The sequence below is a fragment of the Tautonia marina genome, assembly GCF_009177065.1.
Lineage (GTDB): Bacteria > Planctomycetota > Planctomycetia > Isosphaerales > Isosphaeraceae > Tautonia > Tautonia marina.
Map to the genome: position 1 here is coordinate 224771 of NZ_WEZF01000002.1, position 23057 is coordinate 247827.

Genomic DNA, 23057 nt, shown 5'->3' on the forward strand with positions numbered 1-23057 from the left:
GCTCCGCTATAGTGAGAATTCGAACCAGATGTGAGCCTTGCCGGTTCTCACCTCTGGTGTCTCGCCCTTGCCCGAGGATCGGGCTGAGTCGCGATCGACCAGGACGATCGACCCTGAGTCGGAAGGATTCCCAACGATGCGACGAGCCGACGACCCCCGACGCGACCGGATCGGTAGCTCAGGGATCGCCCGAACGGTCTCCGTGGGTCTGATCGTCCTGCTCATCACTCCGAGCATGCCAGGACAGGATGCACCGGACCTGGCATCCATTGCATCCGAGTTCCGACACGCAGCCGCTCGGGTCTTGCCAGGTGTTGTGGTCGTGGGTGGACACCATCCTGTCAGCCAGCTCAGCCTGGAACGCTCGATGCCTACCGTTTCGGGAGGATCGGGTGTGGTCATCGACGCGGGTCGTGGTCTGATCCTCACGGCCAATTCGGTCGTCGAGGAAGCGAGCACTCGCCCGGGGCAGACCCTTCGGGTGACCTTGCCCGATGGCCGCTCGCGGCCGGTTGTTGACCTGCGGCAAGATCCGGCCAGCGATCTGGCCCTGATCGAGATTGATCCGACGGGTCTGGATCTGCTCGCCCTGGAGTGGGGATCTTCCGAGACGCTGGAGCCGGGCGACCTGGTTCTGAGCGTCGGCCAGGCATGGGGATTTTCTGGCACGGTCAGCCTCGGGGTCGTCAGCGGTCTGCGACGCTCGTCCGGTTCGAGCGTCCACCGTGATCTGATCCAGACCGACGCTCTGATCGCTCCAGGAAGCGCAGGCGGCGCCCTCGTTGATGGACAGGGCCGACTGGTGGGAATCACGCTGGTCGTTCCCGGCGTCTCGGATCGTTTCGACCGGATCGGGTTCGCGGTTCCGAGTGATCGGGCCCGACGAATTGCATCGGACCTGACCGACCGAGGCCAGGTTCGCCGCATGGCGATCGGGGTGCGGGTCGCCGGGATCGATCAGGAGCAGGCCGCAATGCTGGAACCCACCGGCGCGGTTCGGATCGACACAGTGGTGGTTGATGGCCCCGCAGACCGGGCCGGATTGCTTGCTGGCGACCTGATCCTCTCTGTGGATGAACAGCCCATTGGATCCCCTGCCGATCTCATTGCAAGCGTCGAATTCGCCTCGGACGATCAACCGTTGGTTCTCGGAGTCCTCCGAGACGAGCAACGCATGACGTTGAACGTCCAGCCGGAACCGGTACTCACAGCCCTTGATCGAGGCTCAGGCCCAATGGGGAGCGTCCCGGCTCCGGTCGAGCCGAATCCGCCTCGTATCGATGATCCGACACCTCGCCTTCGACTCCCGGAACCGGCCACCTCGCGTGATCCGACCCGGTTTCCCAGCCTCGGCCTCCGTCTCGAGGAGCCTTCCTCAGCTCTGACCCAACGCTTTGGGTTGGAACCGGAAGTCTCGGGAATGGTGATCGTGGGAATCACCCCCGGAGGCCCCGCGGATCTCGGGGGACTGGAGCCGGGAATGGTCGTGACAGACGTCCTCGATCACCGCATTCGATCCCTGGCCGATTTTCGAAAAGCGGTGGCCCTTGTCCCGGTCGACCGGGATCTGATCCTCCGCATCCAGCATCGCGGGCGATCGGAATTCCGGGTGATTCTTCGCAATCTCGGCTCCGTGCCAGACCGCTCGCCAGATCCTTCTCCTTCCGGGAGTGACGGAACGCTGAATTGACCCTTTTTTTTGAATCCCGGAGATTCCCGGCGAGCCGTCTTTCGGCCTTGTCGTTGTCAACTCCCTTGGCTCGTTGCTCAACCAGACGATCGGACTCGGGAACGGCCGAATCCCAATCGGTCCACCCGGCAAGGAGTGCCCCCGCATGAAAAGCCGTATCCTGGTCGTTGATGACGAGGAATCTACCCGAGAGTACCTCAGCCTCTTACTGACGATGGACGGTCACGAAGTCGAGGCCGTTCCAGGAGCCGCCGAGGCGCTCGAGATCGCTCGATCACGCCCGATCCACCTGCTGATCACCGACCTCTACATGCCCGAGACGGGAGGAATGGACCTACTTTCTCGGGTCCGTTCCGAACGACTGCCGTTCGGGGTCATCGTGGTGACGGCCTACGGTGACCCTCAGATCGCCCTGACAGCGATGAAAGCCGGGGCCGACGATTTTGTGACCAAGCCGTTCGAACCCGATCGGCTTCGTCTTCTCGTCAACCGAACCCTGGAACGACGCCAGTTGCGGGATGAGCTGGAACACCTCCGCCAGCAAATGCGTGAGGACTACAGCTTCCTGAACATGGTCTCGAAGAACGACCGCATGCGCCAGGTGTTTGACCTCATCGAGCAGGTCGGCCCCCTCGGCTCGACGGTCCTGATCCACGGCGAAACGGGGACGGGAAAGGAACTGGTTGCCCAGGCTATCCACGCCGCCAGTGGTCGACGCGACCAACGATGGGTTCCCGTCAACTGCGCGGCCCTGAGTGACTCACTGCTCGAAAGCGAGCTGTTCGGCCACGAACGAGGGGCCTTCACCGGAGCCGATCGACGGCGGATCGGGCGGTTCGAAGCCGCCGACGGAGGCACGCTGTTCCTCGACGAGATCGGGGACGTGAGCCCTGCCATGCAAGCGAAGCTGCTCCGGGTGCTTCAAACCGGTAACTTCGAACGCGTCGGCGGAACCGAAACGCTGAAGGTTGATGTCCGGATCGTCGCCGCGAGCAACAAGCGACTGGACGAACTGGTCCGTCAGGGGGTCTTTCGTTCCGACCTCTACTACCGGCTTCGCGTCGTCCCGATCGACCTGCCGCCGCTCCGCGATCGTCGCGAGGACATCCCGCTCCTGGCCATGCATTTTCTCAACAAGCTGGCCGCGAGGAGCACTCCTCCGGTCACGGAAATCGACCCCGAGGCCATGCACGCGCTTTACACCTACGACTGGCCGGGCAACATTCGAGAACTGGAAAATGCCATCAAGGCCGCCGTGGCCCTGGCCGACGGGACCATGATCCACCGCTCGAATCTTCCGCCGTCGATCGTCCCCCGGGCCGATCGTCACTCAACGCTCCACCCGTCGGCCGAGACGCTCCTTGATCTCGACCGGCCGTTGCCCGAGTTGACCGAGACGATCATCTCTCGCGTTGAGCGCGATTATTTTGCCGAACTTCTGGCCCTCTACAAGGGAAACGTCGCCCGATGCGCCCGCCACAGCGGACTTTCTCGGCGTTGCGTGACCCAGAAGCTCGCCAAGTACGGGCTTGATCGGACGCAATTCAAGGAAGGATCGTCGGCTGCGATCCTGGATGACTGATCCGAGTTTCGAGATCCTCGGATCGAAGGCGACTCCATTCCACCTGCGAACGATCAGGGCAACGGCACGTCGGTAAATTCAAACTCCAACGGGAGTTCCAGCACGGCTCCCGGGGTTTCATAAACAAGCTGATAATCCGAAGGCTTGCCCGGCGCATCCACGAACAGGTATTGAAACGCCATCGAATTGGCAGATGCACCGATCTGATTGAACCCGCCGTTCTGTTCAAAACGCGAACCATCGGGCCGTTGAAGCCAGAGGCGATTGTTGAACAAGCCCTGACGGTACGTCTCAAACGCCTCGGATTGCCCCTCGTACGTGACGCGAACATCGACCTTCCAGACGAACCCGTCGACCTCAACCCGTCCCACGGAAACGGTCACGTCTCCTTGTTCCTGAGAAGGGGTCGGGGTTCCCAGGTCGAGCCGAAAGACCTCGTTGCCCGACGGGACGGTCAAGGTCGCCCGAACCTTCAGACGGTCGATTTGCTGGGCCTTGCGATCGGGCGAGGCCATGTTCAGATTCAATTCCGCAGTGGGATTTTCAGGCCGAAGGACCACCGTCCCAGCCTCCTCGGAAACACTGGGCATGACCTCCTGACCACGATCATCAACGATTTCGACATTCGACACATCAAGGTTCATCAACATGGGACGCAAGCGCGGCTCCCAGACGACCATCACCTGGGCGTTGGTCGATCGGGCTCCGGTCGTCAGGTCGTGTTGTGCGGCGATCTGATTGAGCGACACTCGAAAAGGGCCGGTGTAGATCGTCGGAGCCGACCCAGTTCCCTCTCCCTCTCCGTACTCCATTGCCCCTTGCGTGAGCAGGCCGATGGTTCCGTCTCCGGTGTAGAAGACCGGTTCAAGCCCGGCCTTTTCGGCGATCAGATCAAACGCCTCCAGAAAGGGAAGGTCGTTGATTTGCAGGTCCAAGGCGGGGTTGGTTGCATCCTGACCGTACAGTTCCCGGAGGTCGGAGATGCGGTTTCCCGACTGACGTTGCAACTCCCGAAGGACCTCAGACAATCGAATTCCATCCCCCTGGATCGTGATTCGAGAGGCCTCGGAGACGTTCTCGGTGCTCGCGACCTCCAGGGCCGAGCGAATGCGCGCGAGACGGTCCCGAAGGTCTGCTTCGTCAACCTCGGCGGGATCGGGCAGCAACGGCAGAATGCGAGCGCCAAGCTTCGTCAACGCCTGTTCGGCATTGTCGCGCGTCTCGGTTCCTTCCTCTCCCAGTTGCTCGACGAGCTGCGCCACCCGGTCGCGGAGCGCCGCGCTCACCTCCTGGGCCACTCCAAACGATGTCAGGGTCCCGAGAATCACCAAGGAGAACGCCACTGGCCCGATTGGGGTCGTCATCGTCGCCTCCTGATCGCGAGCATCGGCTTCAGAAGGAGCCGATCCAAGACCGCGTCCCAGATCGCGTCGGCCGGCTCCTGGTCAGTCCGAATCATATCGGCTTCCGCACGTGGTGGCCAGGGTCCGCGATCGAGGTGAGGGATCGAGCCACTCCAGCTGATCCAAGGACTCGACGAATCGGATCGGGCCGAAAACGCAGGCGGGTCGTATTGACGGCTGTTTCCGTCGCGAACTTCTTCAGCGCGAGCTGCGTGGGATCAATCCCCAGACCGAACGGAAAATCCCCCGCACGAGCCACCCCACAATCGGCCCGCAGAGCGCACCGAGCACCGAGCCGACTGCCGCGCCGGCCATGCAAGCGGTCGCAACGTGACCGGTCATTGGTTGTTCAAACCGTCGCAGGACCGCGCATCCGACCAGAAGGGCGGAAGGGATCATCGCCAGCATTCCCAACCGAAACGCGTCCATTCCCGCCCGTTCCGGATCGCGCTGAACCAAGGCCATCGAGGCGACCATCGTCAGCCCGATCGGAAGGATCATCAGCGGCCAGAACATCGCCCATGCACGGGTCCTGACGAATGCTGCGGCCACAATTCCCGTGACGAACCACGAGATGATCGCGATCCGAGCGAGCGTTTCGGGGCGATTGCGGATGAGTCGGCTCAGGAGGTCGGACTCTGGGGCTGCCCTCACCCTTGGCGTCCTCATTGCCGTTCGTCCGCGAGGACCGGCTCGACTCGAACACGATCGACCAGATCGAATCGGCTGCCAGCGTCGAGGATTTCGGTGCGGGGCGAATCATCGTCCGCGCGCTCACTTCGGGAAAGGACGTGGACCGCCCCTCGACCGACCACCTCTCCGGTCTTTCCCTCAACGATGAACGCCGTTCCCTCATCAATTCCAAGCCCCAGGATCTGGGGAAAGCGATTCACAACCTCCGCAAGATCCGGGAATCGATTGCGCTGGCTGAAGTGCTGGTCAATCGCCACGCCGGGGAGAAACGCGAAGCCTCGCTCGTAGCCTTCGGCCATCATGTCCCAGTTGCCCAGCGGATTGCCTCGAACAAGATACTCTCCCTGGATCGTTGCTCCTGCCGAGCTACCGCCGATCACCCCGCCTCGACGCAACACCTCATGGAACAAGGGAACAATTGAGGTTCCCTCGTAGCAATCCACAAAACGCCATTGCCGCCCCCCACCGAACCAGATGCCCGTGGCTTCTCGAAGCATGGCCAGTTGCTCGGGCGTTTCGATTTCCTCGGGCTGTCGCCCATAAAGGACTCCAACCGACCGCACTCCCCGCTCCTCGAACATCTTCACGCCGGGCACGAACCGAGGAATGGGGGGAATCCTGCCTTCGGAAGCGGTCGGAACCACCACGATTCGAGCTTCCGAGCCGCCTGCCAGGTCCACGAATCGATCGAGGACCTCGTCCGGTAGGGCTCCGCCCCCGACGATCACGAGCGCCCCGGCCTCGACCTGAGGGGGGGCCATGAGCGCTGGTGGAAAGTCGCCGGTGACGCGATCGCGGACGGAGCGGCGCAAAGCCGTCAGATCGGCCACGTCTCCGCCCTTGAGAATCTGCTCGGAGGCGGGCCGGGAGTTTGAGGAGGGCATCACGATCGTGACACTCGATTGCCCAACCACCGCCATTCGACGCCCGGCCACGATCAGTGCGGTCTGCTCATCAATCCCAATCCCGAACCGATCCGGGTGTTCGTTGACGACCCCTTGCAACCTCGGTTTGCGATTCCGGGCGAGAAGGTGCTGATCGATGATCGCATCGGGAAGCAAGTTGAACCCTTCTCCTCGTTCTGCCTTGGGGTTGCCGCCGGTGATCATCACCTGGGTCATGATCGCCGCCCCTGCCGAGGTTCCGCCGATCACTCCCCCTCGTTCCAGAACTGCAACGACCTCCTTTTCGACAGCGGTGCCGAGATAGGCGCTCGCCAGGCGCGACTGATCGCCACCGCTGAACCAGACCGCGGTAGCCACCTTCAGTGGCGCCACCAATGCGGGATCATTCGCCTGGTCTCGATCACGCGTATGGAGAACGGAGACATGATTGAAACCACGTTGATTCCAAAGGGTGACCGCCTCGTCGTCCGGTTCCTCATTGGCCGAGGCGCTGGCCGTGGGAATGACAACGAGCCGGGCCTCGGCTCCGGCAAGGGCCCGGAAGGCGTCGATCGCCTCCCCCGGAATGCGACCGCCCCCGACGATTACAAGAGCGCCGGCAATGCCCTCCGGATCGATCCGGGGCAGCGTCGCTCCTTCACGTGCCTCGATCGGGCTCGTGAGCGCGACCGAGATCCCCAGAACGATGGTTGCACAGCAGGTGAGGAATGATCGTGACACGTTGGGTTCCATCGCACTCTGTGATTAAGGGTCAGGCCAGCAGCTTGGTGGCCACCGTTCCTCCCACATCGGTCAGGCGGAAGTTTCGACCCTGCGAGGTAAAGGTCACGCGGGTATGATCGAGGCCGAGGAGGTGGAGAATCGTGGCGTGAAAGTCGTTGACGTGCATCGGGTCCTCGACGGCATGATAGCCGAGATCGTCGGTTCGGCCGTAGGTAGTGCCTCCCCGAACCCCGCCACCAGCCATCCAGGCGCAGAAGGCCTCCTTGTGGTGATCGCGGCCGGCGGTGCCACGATCCCCCTGGAGCATGGGGGTCCGGCCGAATTCTCCGGTAAAGATGACGAGGGTGTCATCGAGGAGCCCGCGCTGCTTTAAGTCCTGGATCAACGCCGCGCAAGGCTGGTCGATCTCCCTGGCCTTGTTGGGCAACCCGTTGAAGATGTTGCCATGGTGATCCCAGTCGGCATTGAACAGTTGCACGAACCGGACGCCGCGCTCGACCAGCCTACGGGCGAGCAGGCAATGATTCGCAAAGCTCGCGCGGCCAGGCTTGGTCCCGTAAAGTCGATGAATGTGAGGCGGCTCGGACGCCAGATCGACGAGTTCCGGCACCGAAGATTGCATCCGGTACGCCATCTCGTACTGGGCAATGCGCGTGGTGATCTCGGGGTCGCCGACCGTGTGAAGCCGTTCGGTGTTCAACTCGCGGATCCCGTCGAGGATGGTTCGGCGATCGGTCGATGACATCCCAGGAGGGTTTGAGAGGAACAGGACCGGATCGCCTCCGTCTCGGAACTCGACCCCTTGATGCACGGTTGGCAAGAAGCCGCTGCCCCAGAGATTGCTCCCCCCGCCCGCGAGCTTGCCGGTCAGCATGACAACGAAGCTGGGCAGGTCGTCGGCCTCGCTCCCCAGTCCATAGCTGACCCACGAGCCAAGGCTCGGGCGGCCCAGCTGACCGAATCCGGTTTGAAGAAACAATTGCGCGGGGCCGTGATTGAATTCCTCGGTCTTGAGGGTCTTGATCACCGCCAGGTCGTCGGCCACGCCCGCCAGGTGAGGAAGCAACTCGGAAAGCTCAAGGCCCGACTCGCCGTGACGATCAAAGCGAAACCGAGTTCCGAGCAGTTTCGGATGCCCCCGGAGAAAGGCGAAGCGCTGGCCTTCGAGCAGTGATTCCGGACAGAGTTGACCGTCGTACGCGACCAGTTCCGGCTTGTACTCGAATAGATCAAGATGCGAAGGTGCCCCCACCATATGCAGGAAAATCACGTTCTTTGCCCGAGGAACATGATGCGTCGGTCGGGGGCCTCGCACGTCCGCGGCCATCACGCCTCGATCTCGGTCGAGCATGGCCGACAGCGCGATGGCTCCCAGGCCCATCCCTGATCGTCGAAACAGTTCGCGACGGGTCAATCCGATGCGTAGGTGATCGATCGAGTTCATGGGAACGGGTTCCAAGGCTGAGGGGGTCCGATCAGCTCGCTCGGGAAGCGTCATTCCCTGGTAATCGTCTCGTCGAGATTCAAGAGCACATTCGCCACGCCGAGCCAGGCCGCCCAGGCAGCCGGATCGATCGTCGGATCGGTGGGATCGCTCAGCAGGGCCTTCGCTGCTCGGGGATCGTCGGAATAACGATCGTGCAGGGTGTTCCAAACATTGGTCAACGATTCAATCTCCGACGAGGTCGGCGAGCGGACCAGGCAGAGGCGAAAGGCATGGATCAGGCGGTCGTCGAAACTGTCCTCGGGGTGTTCCGTCAGGAGCCGGCGGGCCAGGGCGCGTGCAATTTCGACGTAGGCCGGATCATTGAGCAGGGTCAACGCCTGGAGCGGCGTATTGGTTCGCGAGCGTTGGACAAGACATTGCGAGCGATCGGAAGAATCGAAGGCAACGAAGCTCGGATAGGGAGCGCTTCGTCGCCAGATGGTATACAAACCTCGACGATGACGGTCGGGGCCGGTGCTGGTCCGATAGGTATTATCCACCAGGCCGGTCACGCGCCAGATGTTCTCCGGCTGAGGAGGGAAGACCGGCGGTCCCCCCATCGTTTCCGAAAGCAAACCGGCGGCAAACAAGGCATTGTCTCGGATCGTCTCAGCATCGAGTCGGAATCGAGCCCCTCGGGCAAATAACGCGTTGTCCGGGTCACGCTCGAGCAGTTCGCTTGAGACCGCGGAGGATTGCCGATACGTACGCGAGGTCACGATCAGGCGATGCAGATGCTTGGTTGACCAGCCCGATTCGACGAACTCGACCGCCAGCCAGTCGAGAAGATCGGGGTGCGAGGGCCGGGCCCCTTGCGTCCCGAAGTCCTCTGGCGTCGTCACCAGTCCGCGACCGAAGAAGGCGAGCCAGGCCCGGTTGACTGCCACCCGACCGATGAGCGGATTTGCGGGATCCACGAGCCATTGAGCCAATCCGAGGCGATTCCTCGGCGCCTCTGCTGGCAACGGATGAAGTATCTCGGGAACGCCCGGCTGAACCTGTGGGCCCGGGTCGAGAAAATTCCCCCTCTTCATGAGGAACGTCGGCCGGGGCTCATCCAGTTCAATCATGACGAGCGAGCGGGCCGGCGCCAGGGCTTCGAGCTGTTCGTCCAGTTCGGCCAGGCGTTGTCGAGCCGTCGCCAGCTCGGGATGATCGGCAACCAGGTGGTTCTTGAGCGTTTGTTGCTGGGCCTTGCTCCGATCCTCGTCAGCAATGGCTAGCACCTTCTGAATCGGTGCGGGAAGACGGGCAAGCCGTTCCGGATCGAGGCGAAGCTGCTCCTCCCACTCGAACCGGCCATTCCAGACCTGATCGGTCAGCGTGTTGAGATGTTCAACGAGGGGGCCGCGACGATTGGCCAATTCCTCGCGCCGGGCCACGACTTCGGCGGAGGAGGGAATTTCCATCGCCGGACCCGTGAAATCGAGTTCCGACGTGTTCCCCTCGGTCCGGAAGATGGTTTCGATCGGCGTATTGTTGAAGTAGGCGAAGAGTTGATAGTATTCGCGCTGGGTGATTGGATCGTATTTGTGATTATGACACTGAGCGCAGGCGATGGTCGACCCGAGCCAGACGGTCGCCATGGCATTGACCCGATCAACAACACCGTTGACGCGGTTTTCCTCCTGATCCACGCCCGCCTCGACGTTGACCGGATTGCCCCGGTTGAAGCCGGTCGCGATGCGCTGGTCGATCGATGCGTCGGGAAAGAGATCGCCGGCGAGTTGCTCGACGGTGAACTGGTCGAACGGCATATCGGCATTCAGCGCCTGGACGACCCAGTCACGGTAGGGCCAGACATCCCGAAACCCATCGCGTTGAAATCCGTTCGAATCGGCAAATCGAGCCAGGTCGAGCCAGGGGGTCGCCCACCGCTCGCCGTATCGAGGGGAGGCGAGCAGGCGATCGACGATCCGATCGTAGGCGTCGGGTCGTTCGTCCTGGAGAAAGGCATCCACCTCCTCGGGAGTCGGCGGCAAGCCGGTAATGTCGAGCGAGAGGCGGCGGATGAGGGTTGCTCGATCGGCCTCGGGAGATGGTTCAATCCCAACCTTATTCAGTCGGGCTCGAATGAACCGATCAATCGGGTTTCGACACCACTCCTGATCCCCAATGTCGGGCAAGTCCGGGCGAACCGGAGGGAGGTACGCCCAGTGATTCGATGCGGGTTCGTCGTCCCCAGGCCAGTCGGCCCCCTGCGCAATCCAGGCTCGAATCGCCTCGATCTGCGCGGGGGCCAGACGATTCCCCGAGGGAGGCATTCGATCGAGTTCGTCGTGCGATTCAACCCGGAACCACAACTCGCTCGCATCGGGATCACCCGGCACCAGAGCCGGCTCTCCCGAGTCTGTCGGCAGCAATGCCTCGCGTCGGGAGGTCAGGAGCAGCCCCCCCTTTCGGTCCTCCGAACCGTGACAGCCGAGACAGTGAGCCTCGAAAATCGGACGGATGGTCCGATCGAAGTCAATCGGCTCCTCGGCACGTGAGGGAATCGAAGCAACGATGCAGCAGAACAGAAGAAGCCGACGCTGTACCATCGTGGTTCATCCGGATCAGAGTCACAGGAACCTCAGTGTGAGGCAGGTCGATCGGCGAACGACGGTTCTTCTTCACGCTAACGTACGCCCCCGGATGTCGCAATTCTGGAGTCGAAAACCGTTGATTTTCGTCGGTGAGCGATTTCGTCTGCTGAGTGGAGGCACCGGTCTTCCTCGAAGTCTTTCTCCCGAGAACTCGAAAAGAGCGTCATCTCGCCCCGTGTGAGGCGATGCGTTAGGATAATGCCATCCGCGATTCTTTCTGACAGAACTGAAACCGCCCGAGATCGTTCGATGCCTGCCTTCCGCAAACTCCTGGTCGCCAACCGAGGCGAAATCGCCATCCGGATCTTCCGCTCGGCGCACGAGCTGGGAATCCGGACTGTTGCGATTTACTCGCACGAGGACCGCTTCGCCATGCATCGGCTCAAGGCCGATGAGGCGTACCATGTTGGGAAGCCGGGCGAGCCGATCCGCAGTTATCTCGGAATCGAGAACATCATCGCCTTGGCCGTCGAGAAAGAGGTCGACGCCATTCATCCCGGCTACGGCTTCTTGAGCGAGAATGCCACCTTCGCCCGGGCCTGCCAGGAAGCCGGGATCGTCTGGGTCGGGCCGAGGCCCGAGCTGCTCGACATGCTCGGCGACAAGGTCGCGGCGCGGAAGCTGGCCGAAGAAGCCGGCGTCCCCATCCTCGGCGGCACGAAAGAGCCGGTTTTGCCCGGCCCGGAGGCCCACGCCAAGGCCGAGGCGATGGGATACCCCGTCATCGTCAAGGCCGCGATGGGAGGCGGTGGTCGTGGGATGCGTGTCGTCGAGTCGGCCGACGAACTCGACAACGCCCTCGATCAGGCCCGGCGCGAGGCGCAAACGGCCTTCGATTGTCCCGACGTGTTCCTCGAAAAGTTCATTCGGCACGCGAAGCACATCGAGGTTCAGCTCCTCGGCGATCAGCACGGGAACCTCGTGCATTTGTACGAGCGTGATTGCTCGGTGCAACGGCGGCACCAGAAGATTATTGAGATCGCCCCGGCCGCCAGCCTTGACCCGAAGCTCCGCGAGGCCATCTGCGACGCGGCTATCAAGCTCGGTCGCCACTGCGGGTACGACAACGCCGGGACGGTCGAGTTCCTCGTTGATACCGACGCCAACTCCTTCTCGTTCATCGAGGTCAATCCTCGGATTCAGGTCGAGCACACGGTGACGGAGATGATCACCGGCGTCGATCTGATCAAGAGCCAGATTCTCATCGCCGGGAACACTCCCCTCTCCGATCCGGAAATCGGGCTCCCCAGCCAGGATGCCGTCGAGGTTCACGGCCACGCCTTCCAGTGCCGGATCACCACCGAGGACCCGGAGAACAACTTCACACCCGACTACGGGCGAATCACCTCCTACCGATCTCCCGGCGGCATGGGTCTGCGGCTCGACAGCGGCACGGCCATCACCGGAGCGATCGTCACGCCCTTTTACGACTCGATGCTCGTGAAGGTCAGCGCTCAGGGCAGGCGGTTCATCGACGCCGTGAATCGGATGAAGCGGGCGCTCGACGAGTTCCGCATTCGAGGGGTGAAAACCAACATCCCGTTCCTGCTCAACGTCATCGACCACCCCGACTTCGCCGCCGGTCGTTGCACGACAAGGTTTATCGATCAGACCCCGGATCTTTTTATCTTCCCCAAGCGGCTCGACCGCGCCAGCCGATTGCTCAGTTTCGAGGCCGATGTCGCCGTCAACGGCTTCCCCGGCGTGACCCGGCCGAGTGGCTACACTCCCGATCCCGAGCCGGATCCCCCGGCGTATGATCACACCGCCACGCCCCCCGATGGCTCTCGCCAGCGCTTCAAAGCCCTTGGCGCCGAGAAGTTCGCCGCCTGGGTTCGAGAACAGCCTCACCTGCTGCTCACCGACACGACCTTCCGAGACGCCCATCAGTCGTTGCTCGCCACCCGAATGCGGACCCGAGAGATGCTCCGGGTGGCCGCCGCCTACGCCCGCAATTGCCCCGAGCTGTTCTCGATCGAAATGTGGGGCGGAGCGACCTTCGACACTTCGATGCGATTCCTCAAGGAAGACCCCTGGGAACGCCTCGTCCAGCTTCGCGAGGCGATTCCGAACATCCTCTTCCAGATGCTCCTGCGCGGTTCGAATGCCGTCGGCTACACGAGCTATCCGGATAATGTCGTTCGGGCCTTCGTCAAGGAAGCGGCCGACGCCGGGATCGACCTGTTCCGCGTGTTCGACTCGCTGAACTGGGTGCCGAACATGGAGGTCTCGATCGAGGCCATCCGCGAGTCGGGTGCCCTCTGCGAGGCCGCCATCTGCTACACCGGCGACATTCTCGACCCGAAGCGCACCAAGTACGACCTGAAGTACTACGTCTCGATGGCGAAGGAGCTGGAAAAACGGGGTGCGAACCTCATCGCCATCAAGGACATGGCCGGGCTCTGCAAGCCCTATGCGGCCGAGCAGTTGATCAAGGCCCTTCGTGAGGAGGTCGGCCTGCCGATCCACTTCCACACCCACGACATCGGCGGCGCCCAGGCGGCAAGCGTCGTGAAAGGGGCTGAGGTCGGGCTCGACATCGCCGACGGCGCGGTTGCGTCCATGTCTGGCCTGACCTCGCAGCCGAGCCTCAACGCCATCGTCGAATCCCTCCGCTTCACCCCGAGGGATTCGAAGGTCAACCCCGCCCGCCTCATCGAGATGAGCCAGTACTGGGAGGCCGCCCGAGCCCTCTACGCCCCCTTCGAAACCGGCCAGAAAGCGCCCTCGGCCGAAGTCTACGCTTACGAAATGCCCGGTGGCCAGTACACGAACCTTTTCCAGCAGGCCAAGGCCCTCGGCCTCGACGATCGCTGGCCAGAGGTCTGCGCGATGTACGCCGAGGTCAACCTCTTGTTCGGCGACATCGTCAAGGTCACCCCCTCGTCCAAGGTCGTCGGCGACATGGCCCTGTTCATGGTCGCCAACAACCTGACCGCGGAAGACGTGGTTGACGAGAACCGCGAGCTGGCCTTCCCGGAAAGCGTGGTGGAGTTCGTCGAAGGTCGCCTTGGTCAGCCCCCAGGGGGATTCCCCCCGCTCGTCCAGCAGCGCATTCTCAAGGGCCGACCGGCAATGACCGACAGGCCAGGCAAGGACCTTCCTCCGGCCGACCTCGACGACGCCCGGCGGAAAGCGTCGGAGCTGCTCGGTCACGAGGCGACGGTTCGAGACGCCTTGAGCCTCTTACTCTATCCGCGTGTCTTCCCCGAGCTGGCAAACCACCTGAGAAACTACTCCGACACCTCGGTCTTGCCCACGACCGTCTTCTTCTTCGGCCCGGAGATCGGCGCGGAGCATCCGGTCGAGATCGAACAGGGCAAGACCTTGATCGTGAAGCTTGTGGCAATCGGCGAGCCCCACGTCGACGGCACCCGCACCGCCTTCTTCGAGTTGAACGGGCAACCTCGCGAAATCATCGTGCCCGACCGCTCGCTCGCCTCGGCCGTCAAAACGGCTCCGAAGGCCGACCCGGGCGATCCGAACCAGATTGCCTCCCCCCTGCCCGGCCTGGTCGTGGGCGTGGCGGTCTCGGCGGGCGATCCGGTTCGCAAGGGCCAAAAGCTGCTCTCGATCGAGGCGATGAAGATGGAGACAACCCTCTACGCCGAGCGTCCCGGTCGGGTGGCCGAGGTCCTCGCCTCGGTCGGTCTCCAGGTCCAGGCCGGTGATCTTCTCATCCGGATGACCGACTCCTGATCGTTCGCTTCCCGAGGAGATCACCCCCCGATGCCCGCCGGTTGGTCCGTCATCCGGCTTGGCGAGGTCGCTTCCACCAACGACCTCGCCAGGCAACACGCCCTGAATCCGATTGATCCGCCCACCTCTCCCCTGGTCTTCCAGGCCGATCGCCAGACCCAGGGTCGCGGTCGAGGATCAAACGCCTGGTGGTCCGACACGGGGAGCTTGACCTTTAGCGTCCTGCTCGACCCCTCGGCCTTCGGCCTGGAGGACCGGCACACGCCGCTTTCCTCGCTCGCAACCGCCGTGGCGGTGATCGAAACCGTCGAGCCGTGGGTCGATCGGGGCTCCGTCGCCCTCCGCTGGCCGAATGATGTCGAGATCGACCACCGGAAAATTGCCGGCATTCTTCCCGAGCGCATCAACGGCCCGATCGGCCCAAGACTGATTATCGGTATCGGTTTGAACGTCCGGAGCAACCTCGACGACGCTCCCGACGAGGTCCGTCGCATGGCCGCTGCGCTCACCGAGTTCTCAGATCGAGCGATCTCGCCCGACGAACAGGAATCCCTGTTCGATCACCTCCTCGAACGGCTCGATGCAAACCTCCGCTTACTCGCTCAGGACGATCCTGGCCTCGCCAGGTCGTGGGCCTCGCGGGACCAGCTGCGCGAGGCTCCCGTACGCATCGATCTGGGTGGCGAGATCGTTGAGGGGCTCGGTGGAGGGATTGGACCGGACGGGGGCCTTCGCATCCGGACCAATGCCGAAGATCGGGTGGTGTATGGGGGACGGATCCTCCGCGATTGAGCCGACTCAATGCGTACGCCTCGGTCGACGCCTCCCGGGGTGAGCCGCACCTCAGCCCTCGTCAAGAAGCAGTCCATTCTCGGAATCTTCGGAAGAAGTCCGTCAAAAAATGGCCCCACGCGCCGTAGAGTCGTTCGATACCCAGGGCCGACCCGCGAAGCGATTCAAGGGGCCCGCAAGGCCGATTGCGGGAGCCTGTTCCACGATTGTCTATTGGTGACTGCGTCTTCCTCGATTTCGAGCATCCAGCAGGGAGTGTCTCGTGCCACGCCTGGCCTACTTCGTCAATTCGTACCCGATGCCGAGCCAGACGTTCATCCGGCGAGAGATCGGCTCACTGGAGGCGCAAGGCATCCCGGTCATCCGCTACGCGATCCGGGATTCGGGCCTCCCTCGGGTCGATCCGGACGATCAGGCCGAGTACGAGAAAACCCGCCGCCTGCTCGACTCCAGGGCCTTCGGCCTGCTCGGGGCCCTCGTCGCCACGATCTTCACTCGACCGGTGCGGTTTGTTCAGGCCCTCTCGGCGGCCTGGCGGTTGGGCCGTCGATCCGAACGTGGCCTGGCCTATCACCTCATTTACCTTGCCGAGGCCTGTCTGCTCCGGCGCTGGGCTGATCGAGACGGAGTCAGTCACCTCCACGTGCACTTCGGCACCAACTCGGCCACGGTCGCCCTGCTCTGCCGACGACTGGGCGGCCCGACTTACAGCGTCACAGTCCACGGCCCCGAGGAGTTCGACGCCCCCCGAGCCCTCTCGCTTGCCGAGAAGGTGCGGCATTCCGCGTTCACCGTTGCCATCAGCTCGTTCGGCCGGAGTCAACTCTGGCGATGGGCTGATCCGGGCGACTGGGAAAAGATTCACGTCGTCCGATGCGGCCTGGCGGTTGATTTCCTCGATCGTCCCCCGAGCGACCCTCCCGAGGCCCCTCGGTTCCTCAACATCGGCCGACTCGCCCCCGAGAAGGGCCAGCTGGTTCTGATCGAGGCCGCGGCCGAGTTGCTCCGCCGAGGGCGCACCTTCGAGTTGACCCTGGTGGGCGACGGCACCTTCCGACCGATCCTGGAAGATCTGATCGATCGCCGAGGCTTGCGCGATCACGTGCGCCTTGCCGGCTGGCAAAGTAGCGCCCAGGTCCGGGAGGCCCTGGAAGGAAGCCGGGCGCTGGTGCAATCCAGTTTTGCCGAAGGGCTTCCGGTGGTCATCATGGAAGCTCTGGCCCTGCACCGCCCGGTCATTTCGACCACGATCGCGGGCATTCCAGAATTGATCCGCACCGGAGAGTCGGGCTGGCTCGTTCCGGCCGGATCAGTCTCCGACCTGGCCGACGCGATGGAATCGGCCCTCGACGCCACCCCCGCCGTACTCCGTCAGATGGGAAGCCTCGGCGCGGCCCGCGTCGCCGCCAACCACGATGTTCGCCGCGAGGCGGCTCGCCTGGCCGAACTCTTCCCAGGAATCGAACCGAGCCGGCTCCCGAAGGAACCGGCTCACCTCTCGGCCTGACGATCAGTCACGAATCAAAAGGGGCAAGACAGCCTCGATCGTCTCCTCGGCACCGTCACCCGCCTCGACATCGCGAACCAGCTCCCAGCGCTCGACGTGCTCGACCACCTCTCCCGGTCCGAGCCGGACGAGCGGCCCAAGGGTTTCGAGTTCGAGCATGTCTTCGTTGGTAAACGTCTCGTAATTGACCCCTCGGTCGGGATAAACCCTCCCCGAAAGATACGGAAACCGCTTGATGAACAGCGTTCCGTCGTTCAGATAGCCGACCACGCCGAGCGGGGTCGAGATCCCCAGTTTCGTGGGGCCTCGATCGCTCTGCGGGTCTTGCCGAAGGGTCAGGGCCTTGGTTCCGAAGGTCCAGCGTGGGTCCTGGAAATCGAAGTAGGACCAGAGCGTCAGACCGAGTTGCGGCGCGAACATCTCGGCCGTGGCGTTCTCGGCCCCGCCGGGATGCGGGGCTTTCGGCGGCAAGGGGATCACCTCAATCCCGCCCGGCGCCATCACCGACAAGGCCCAGATGGCCAGTTCGGTCGGCTGGCGGCTGGCGTTGCGAATGCGGTGGATCACCGTGGTCTCGGTCCCCGAAGGAGCGAGCGTGATCTCCATTTCCTTCTGGAACTGGAAGGTCGGGTCGGGCGGCAAGATGACGCGGACTTGCCCCGGTCCGATCTGTTCGTACTGGACCGGGCCGTTATCCGGAACGTAGGTCCGTGCCGGATCTTCGGGGCTGACCCAGAGGCGGTGCCCCCCCCGAATCTGCCAGCCGGACTCGCCGGAACCGCCGAGCTGGTCCTGGTAAAGCTTGAACACGTTCTCGCCGTCGGTCAGCCGATAACTGATCACACGGGGGCCGACGTCGAGCGTCACGATCAGCTCGGCCTCGCCATTGCTGAGCTTGACGTTGTTCTTCCAGCCGCGAAACTCGACGATCTCCACGGTGACGTCCTCCTGCGCGGCGGCCGGAACAGGCCCGGCGGCAATCAGCCCGGCGGCCGTCGCCAGGGCGCCGGCCGTGAGTCGTAGCGGTCGCATGGTCGCGATCCTCGGTCGTCTCGGGTGATGAAGTCCAGAACGAGATGCGGACGGTTGTCATCAGCCGGGCCTCGACCGGCTGCGAACCGCTCGCCAACGGTCGCACGGCGACCGCCGCTTGTCAAAGGGCCGGTGGTCGATTTCCGAAGGGTCAGGCGCCTCTGGCCTCGGCAAGTACGAAGGAGCCCGTCACGATGAGCCGTTGTCGAGCCGTCCGAGCCGGAATCATGTCGCTGGCGATTGCGCTGCTTGTGGCAATCGCCCCGGCATCGGCCGATTTGCTCTATTTCGCCGAGGGGGGAGAGGCTCGATTACCCGTCGAGATCGAAGGTGATATCGTTCAGGTCATCACCCCTGACGGCTCAATCCCGTTTCAGACCGAGGATTTCCGAGCCATCGTTCCCGGGTTCTGGCCGGAGCACGAGTGGCCCGGGCGTCGTCGGCAGGCCGAGGCCGGCGACGCCTCGGACCGATTCCGGGCGGCCTGGTGGGCCATCGAGCACGGATTGACCCTCGAAGGAGTCGCCCTGCTTCGAGCGGCCCATCAACTCGACCCGACACTTGAGCCGGCGCCCCGCCTCGTCTCGATCCTCGATCACCTGAATCAACCCGCCCAGACCCCAAACCTGACCGCGCTCCGCAAGGTCCTCCGTTCCAACTTCAAGGTCTCCGAGACGCCTCGACTGCTCCTCCTCCATCAGCACGACGATGCCGAGGCAACCGAGCGACTGGCCTTACTCGATCGCATCGTGACGACCTTTTATCTGACGTTCACCACCCTCGGGTTCGAGTTGCGCGTTCCGTCCGAGAAGCTTGTGGCCGTCTGGTTCGCCGAGGAATCCGATTACCGGGCCTTCGTGCGCCGAGAGGCGGGCGACGCCTTTCTGACGACCCGAGGCTATTATCATCCGACCCGTCGCGTCGTGTTCGTCTCCGACAGCCGAAGCCGGCCCGAATTTCAGCGATCGACCACCGAGCTTCGCCGTCGCCTCGACGAACTCGATCAGGCCGAGCGATCCCTCGCCGACGTGCCCCCTTCAGCCCGGTTTCGTCTCAGCCTGTCCGGCGAACGTTCCCGGGCAGTCAACCGGAGCGAGGCCGAGCAGCGCCTCGATGCGTTGCGACGCGACACGCAGCGGAAACTCCTGCTTCAAACCCTGGAACAACGGCGTTCGGATCAGGCCGCAGCCGTTCACGAACTGGTTCATCAACTGGTGATCGCCTCGGGACTGGCGCCTCAGTACGATCAGTTCCCGATCTGGCTTCACGAAGGGATTGCCATGCAGTTTGAGGCGTTCCGGGGAGACCAGTGGGCCGGACTCGCCGAAGCGCCAAGCCACCGGATCGACCAGTGGCGTCGGCTACGATCGGTTCCCGCCATCGACGCGATCGTGCGCGATCAGGGCTTCGGCCAGGGCTATGCTCCCGCGCCTTACGCCGCGGCCTGGGCCCTGGTCTTCCACCTTCGCACGAAACAGCCCGAGGGGTTCATCGCGGTGCTCGATCAGCTTCGGAATCCCCGATCCGGCAACGGTGATCAAGGTGCGGCCGCCTTCCAGGCCGTCTTCGGCCAGGATCCAGAAAATCTGCGTCGGGAATGGATTGAGAATCTCCGGACCCTTCGCACACCCATCGAGGAAAATGCACCGCCTCGGTCGAGGAATCGAAGCCCAGGGACTTGACACCGAGCGTCCCCCCGCAACCAGAGCTTCGTCGGGTGTCTTGCTCCCGGCGTTGTTTTTGGTAGATTAGACTCTTTGACTCGCACGGCTCCCCGTCTGCGCCGGTCATCGACGAACCGGATGACAGATTGGTGGCCGGAGCGTTGCATTGAGGCAAGCCGATGACCGACCAGATGACCTCCGACGTCCGGGCCTTGATGGACCGCGACCCGTTCGACCTCTCCACCGTGGTCGATTTGCGCGAGTTGCTCGGCCGCGATCCCTCGCGCTACCGGACCCTCCGAGAGGCCGTTCAGAACATCAAGGACCGCGCCCAGGGAGGTGAACTGGAGCCGGATCTTCAACTCCGCCTCGGGGTCGCCGAAGTGCTGCACGGCCATTATCTCCAGGCCCTCGAACACCTGGAGAAGGCCGGGGATAGCGGCATGGCCCACTTCCATCGCGGTCTGGCCCTGGAAAACCTCCAGCGCTGGGAAGAAGCCGCCGACGCCTTCGCTGCTGCCGGCGAATCGGACTACGACGCCAAGCTCGCCACCCTGCACCGAGCCGGTGCCATGCGGCGGGCGGGCAAGCCGGACGTGGCTCGATCGCTGCTCAAACAGCTCGAAGGTCAGGCCGACGGCAAGGCCGAATACCATTATCAGATCGGCTGCCTCTTGGCCGACGATCGCGAGCAGATCGAAGCCGCCGCCGCCTTCGAGCGCGCCCTGGAACTCGACCGCGACCATACCGGCGCCCTGTTCCAACTGGCTTACATCAACGACCTTTACGGCAACGATGATGTCGCCGTCGATTACTATCGCCAGTGCCTCCGCCATCCGCCCATTCCCCTGGCCGCCCTCATCAATCTCGGCATCCTGCTCGAAGATGACCAGCGGTATCGAGAGGCGGAAACCTTCTACAACCAGGTCCTCGATCACCTCGGCAACGAGCCCCGCGCCCGGCTCTACGCCAAGGACTGCCGCGCCAGTCGCGACATGTACTACGACGAGAGCCTGGAAAAGCAGTACGACCGGCTCCGCACCTTGCTTGAAATCCCCGTGACCGACTTCGAGCTTTCGGTTCGTAGCCGCAACTGCCTGCGAAAGATGAACATCCGGACGCTCGGCGACTTGACCCGAACCACGGAGGTCGCCTTGCTGGCCTCCAAGAACTTCGGGGAAACGTCGCTGTCCGAGATCAAGCAGATCATGGACACCAAAGGGCTTCGCCTCGGCATGGCTCTCGAATCGGCCGAGCGAGGCCCGGCGCTGTCCCGCCCCTCGCATCACGCCCCGGCTGCGAGTGGTCCTTCGGCGATTGAAGTTTCTCCCGAAGAACGAGCCATCCTGGGTAAACCGATCAGCGAGTTGAACCTGTCGGTTCGATCGCGCAAGTGCATGTCGAAGTTGAACCTCCAGACGATCGGCGACCTTGTCAGCCGAACCGGAGACGAATTGCTCGAATGCAAGAACTTCGGCGTAACCTCGCTGAATGAGGTGCGGGAGAAGCTCTCAGAGATGGGGCTCAAGCTGCGGAACGACTAATCGGATCAGAGGGCTGTTGGTGTCCTTTCGCTTCCCCAGCCCTCTTTCCCAAATGACCCGCGAGCCCGAAGACGCATGGCCGCCCCCGTTCGATTCGAATTGCTCGCGGTCGACTCCGGTTCGGCCGCGCGCTGTGGTCTGCTGCACACCCCCCACGGGACGGTTGAAACGCCGATCTTCATGCCGGTCGGCACCCAGGCAACCGTCAAGGGAGTTGTCCCCGATTTGCTCCGGGCGTCGGGCAGTCGAATGCTCCTCGCCAACACCTACCACCTGGCCCTGCGGCCCGGCGAGGCGGTGGTCGAACAGCTTGGCGGCCTGCATCGATTCATGGCCTGGGACGGTCCGATCCTGACCGACTCGGGTGGTTTTCAGGTCTTCAGCATGAGCGACCGTGTCACCCTCTCCGAACGAGGAGTGGCGTTCCGGTCGCATCTTGACGGTAGCCTGCTCGATTTGACCCCCGAGCGGGCCATTGCCATTCAGGAAGCCCTGGGTGCCGATGTGGCGATGGTCCTCGATCATTGCCCCGCCTTACCGGCCGAGAAAGCCGCCATCGCCGAGGCCACCGATCGCACCGTCCGATGGGCCAAGCGTTGCAAGGAAGCCCGGACCCGCCCCGATCAGGCCGTCTTCGGGATCGTCCAGGGAGGAGCCCATGCAGACCTCCGAGGCGAGTGCGCCGAACGCCTCGTTGAAATCGGGTTCGATGGCTACGCGATCGGCGGCGTCAGCGTCGGCGAGTCTCCCGAGGAGATTCGCAAGGCACTTGAGGTCAGTACCCCCCATTTGCCCCCAGACCAGGCCCGCTATCTGATGGGGGTCGGTCGGCCGCAGGATGTCCTCGATGCGATCGCCGCCGGGGTCGACATGTTCGACTGCGTCTTGCCGACTCGAAACGGCCGCAACGCCACCTGCCTGACCATGCAGGGCACGGTTCGCATGCGCAATGCCGTCCACAAGACCGACTCCCGTCCCATCGAGGAGGGGTGCCACTGTCCCGCCTGCTCTCAGTTCAGTCGGGGGTACATCCGCCATCTGTTCCTCGCCGACGAGATGCTCGGCCCAATTCTGGCCTCGGTCCACAACCTGGCATTCTTGCACCGGCTCGTTTCTCGGGCTCGGGAAGCGATCCAGGCAGGCCGTTACGTCCAATTCCGAGCGGAGACGCTTGAAGCCCTTGGCCCGTCGTCGGTAAAGTGATCCGATTGTCTGGCGGCGAACGGTGCACCGATCGCCGATCCAGTGACACCGTACCGTCCGACCGATTCGAAGAAACGACGATCCCCGACCATGCCCGGCACGATCTGCTCGCTCATTCCGGTGTGCTTCGCCCAGGCGGCCCAGGGGGCCGGTGGCGAGGCATCGATGTCTCCGATGATGGTGCTGCTCGTGCAATTCGGGCCAGTGCTGCTCCTGGCCTTCTTCCTGTTCTTCTGGCTGCCCATGCGTAACCAGAAGCGCCGCATGGCGATGATCCATGCCTTGAAGAAGAATGACCGCGTGCTCACGGAGTCGGGCATTTACGGAACGGTGGTGTCGGTCGATGAGAAGGCTGACAAGATCGTGCTTCGGATCGACGACGAGAAGGGGGTCAGGCTGACCTGCCGCAAGACGAGTGTTGTCGGCCTCGTCGACGCGGGAGCGACGGATAAGAAAGCCTCCTGAGCGGAAGCCCCTCTGACGGTTCTCACGCCGGAACCTCGGGGCGGCAATCGTCAAGGCAATGATCTTCAATGACGATCGGATCGG

15 protein-coding genes are annotated in these 23057 nt (G+C 63.2%); 9 read left to right on the forward strand and 6 right to left on the reverse strand.

Annotated features, from left to right (window positions below; genetic code table 11):
• Positions 1-136: 136 nt before the first annotated feature.
• Together GA615_RS03420 and GA615_RS03425 are read left to right on the forward strand one after the other, a co-directional pair.
• Positions 137-1690: a trypsin-like peptidase domain-containing protein gene (locus tag GA615_RS03420; protein ID WP_152049862.1), complete on the forward strand. Its 1554-nt coding sequence runs from the start codon at positions 137-139 to the stop codon at positions 1688-1690.
• Between the two features lie 145 nt (positions 1691-1835).
• Positions 1836-3272, forward strand: coding sequence for a sigma-54-dependent transcriptional regulator (locus GA615_RS03425; protein WP_152049863.1), 1437 nt, complete (start codon positions 1836-1838; stop codon positions 3270-3272).
• A gap of 53 nt (positions 3273-3325) precedes the next feature.
• Here GA615_RS03425 and GA615_RS03430 read toward each other — a convergent pair whose 3' ends face one another.
• The 5 genes from GA615_RS03430 to GA615_RS03450 form a co-directional block, all read right to left on the reverse strand.
• Positions 3326-4636, reverse strand: a complete 1311-nt coding sequence (locus tag GA615_RS03430; RefSeq protein ID WP_152049864.1) for a hypothetical protein — start codon at positions 4634-4636, stop codon at positions 3326-3328.
• Between the two features lie 237 nt (positions 4637-4873).
• Complete coding sequence (locus tag GA615_RS03435; protein WP_152049865.1) at positions 4874-5329, reverse strand: hypothetical protein; 456 nt, start codon at positions 5327-5329, stop codon at positions 4874-4876.
• An 11-nt stretch (positions 5330-5340) separates the two neighbouring features.
• Positions 5341-6993, reverse strand: a complete 1653-nt coding sequence (locus GA615_RS03440) for a cyanophycinase (protein WP_161602147.1) — start codon at positions 6991-6993, stop codon at positions 5341-5343.
• Between the two features lie 31 nt (positions 6994-7024).
• Positions 7025-8440: a DUF1501 domain-containing protein gene (locus GA615_RS03445; protein ID WP_152049867.1), complete on the reverse strand. Its 1416-nt coding sequence runs from the start codon at positions 8438-8440 to the stop codon at positions 7025-7027.
• Between the two features lie 50 nt (positions 8441-8490).
• The gene (locus tag GA615_RS03450) at positions 8491-11022 is read right to left on the reverse strand and encodes a PSD1 and planctomycete cytochrome C domain-containing protein (protein ID WP_152049868.1); all 2532 of its coding nucleotides are present in this window, start codon (positions 11020-11022) and stop codon (positions 8491-8493) included.
• A gap of 294 nt (positions 11023-11316) precedes the next feature.
• Between GA615_RS03450 and GA615_RS03455 the strand changes: the two genes are divergently transcribed.
• The 3 genes from GA615_RS03455 to GA615_RS03465 all read left to right on the forward strand — a co-directional run bounded on the left by GA615_RS03455 (position 11317) and on the right by GA615_RS03465 (position 17065).
• Complete coding sequence (locus GA615_RS03455) at positions 11317-14766, forward strand: pyruvate carboxylase (RefSeq protein ID WP_152049869.1); 3450 nt, start codon at positions 11317-11319, stop codon at positions 14764-14766.
• A gap of 30 nt (positions 14767-14796) precedes the next feature.
• Positions 14797-15558 carry a biotin--[acetyl-CoA-carboxylase] ligase gene (locus GA615_RS03460; RefSeq protein ID WP_152049870.1) on the forward strand — a complete coding sequence of 254 codons (762 nt, stop codon included), beginning with the start codon at positions 14797-14799 and terminating at the stop codon, positions 15556-15558.
• 298 nt (positions 15559-15856) lie between these two features.
• A complete protein-coding gene (locus tag GA615_RS03465) occupies positions 15857-17065 on the forward strand; it encodes a glycosyltransferase (protein ID WP_152050094.1) in 1209 nt (402 codons plus the stop codon).
• 3 nt (positions 17066-17068) lie between these two features.
• On the opposite strand, the gene GA615_RS03470 is transcribed toward GA615_RS03465, so the two are convergent.
• Positions 17069-18097: a hypothetical protein gene (locus GA615_RS03470; protein WP_152049871.1), complete on the reverse strand. Its 1029-nt coding sequence runs from the start codon at positions 18095-18097 to the stop codon at positions 17069-17071.
• Positions 18098-18291: 194 nt separating this feature from the next.
• On the opposite strand from GA615_RS03470, the gene GA615_RS03475 reads away from it, so the two are divergent.
• The 4 genes from GA615_RS03475 (at position 18292) to yajC (ending at position 22973) form a co-directional block, all read left to right on the forward strand.
• Complete coding sequence (locus GA615_RS03475) at positions 18292-19779, forward strand: DUF1570 domain-containing protein (RefSeq protein WP_161602148.1); 1488 nt, start codon at positions 18292-18294, stop codon at positions 19777-19779.
• 161 nt (positions 19780-19940) lie between these two features.
• Positions 19941-21305: a DNA-directed RNA polymerase subunit alpha C-terminal domain-containing protein gene (locus tag GA615_RS03480; RefSeq protein ID WP_152049873.1), complete on the forward strand. Its 1365-nt coding sequence runs from the start codon at positions 19941-19943 to the stop codon at positions 21303-21305.
• A 75-nt stretch (positions 21306-21380) separates the two neighbouring features.
• A complete protein-coding gene (tgt, locus tag GA615_RS03485) occupies positions 21381-22508 on the forward strand; it encodes a tRNA guanosine(34) transglycosylase Tgt (RefSeq protein WP_152049874.1) in 1128 nt (375 codons plus the stop codon).
• A gap of 90 nt (positions 22509-22598) precedes the next feature.
• Positions 22599-22973 (forward strand): preprotein translocase subunit YajC, encoded by a 375-nt coding sequence (yajC, locus tag GA615_RS03490; protein ID WP_152049875.1) that lies wholly within the window; start codon positions 22599-22601, stop codon positions 22971-22973.
• The last annotated feature ends 84 nt before the right edge of the window (positions 22974-23057 follow it).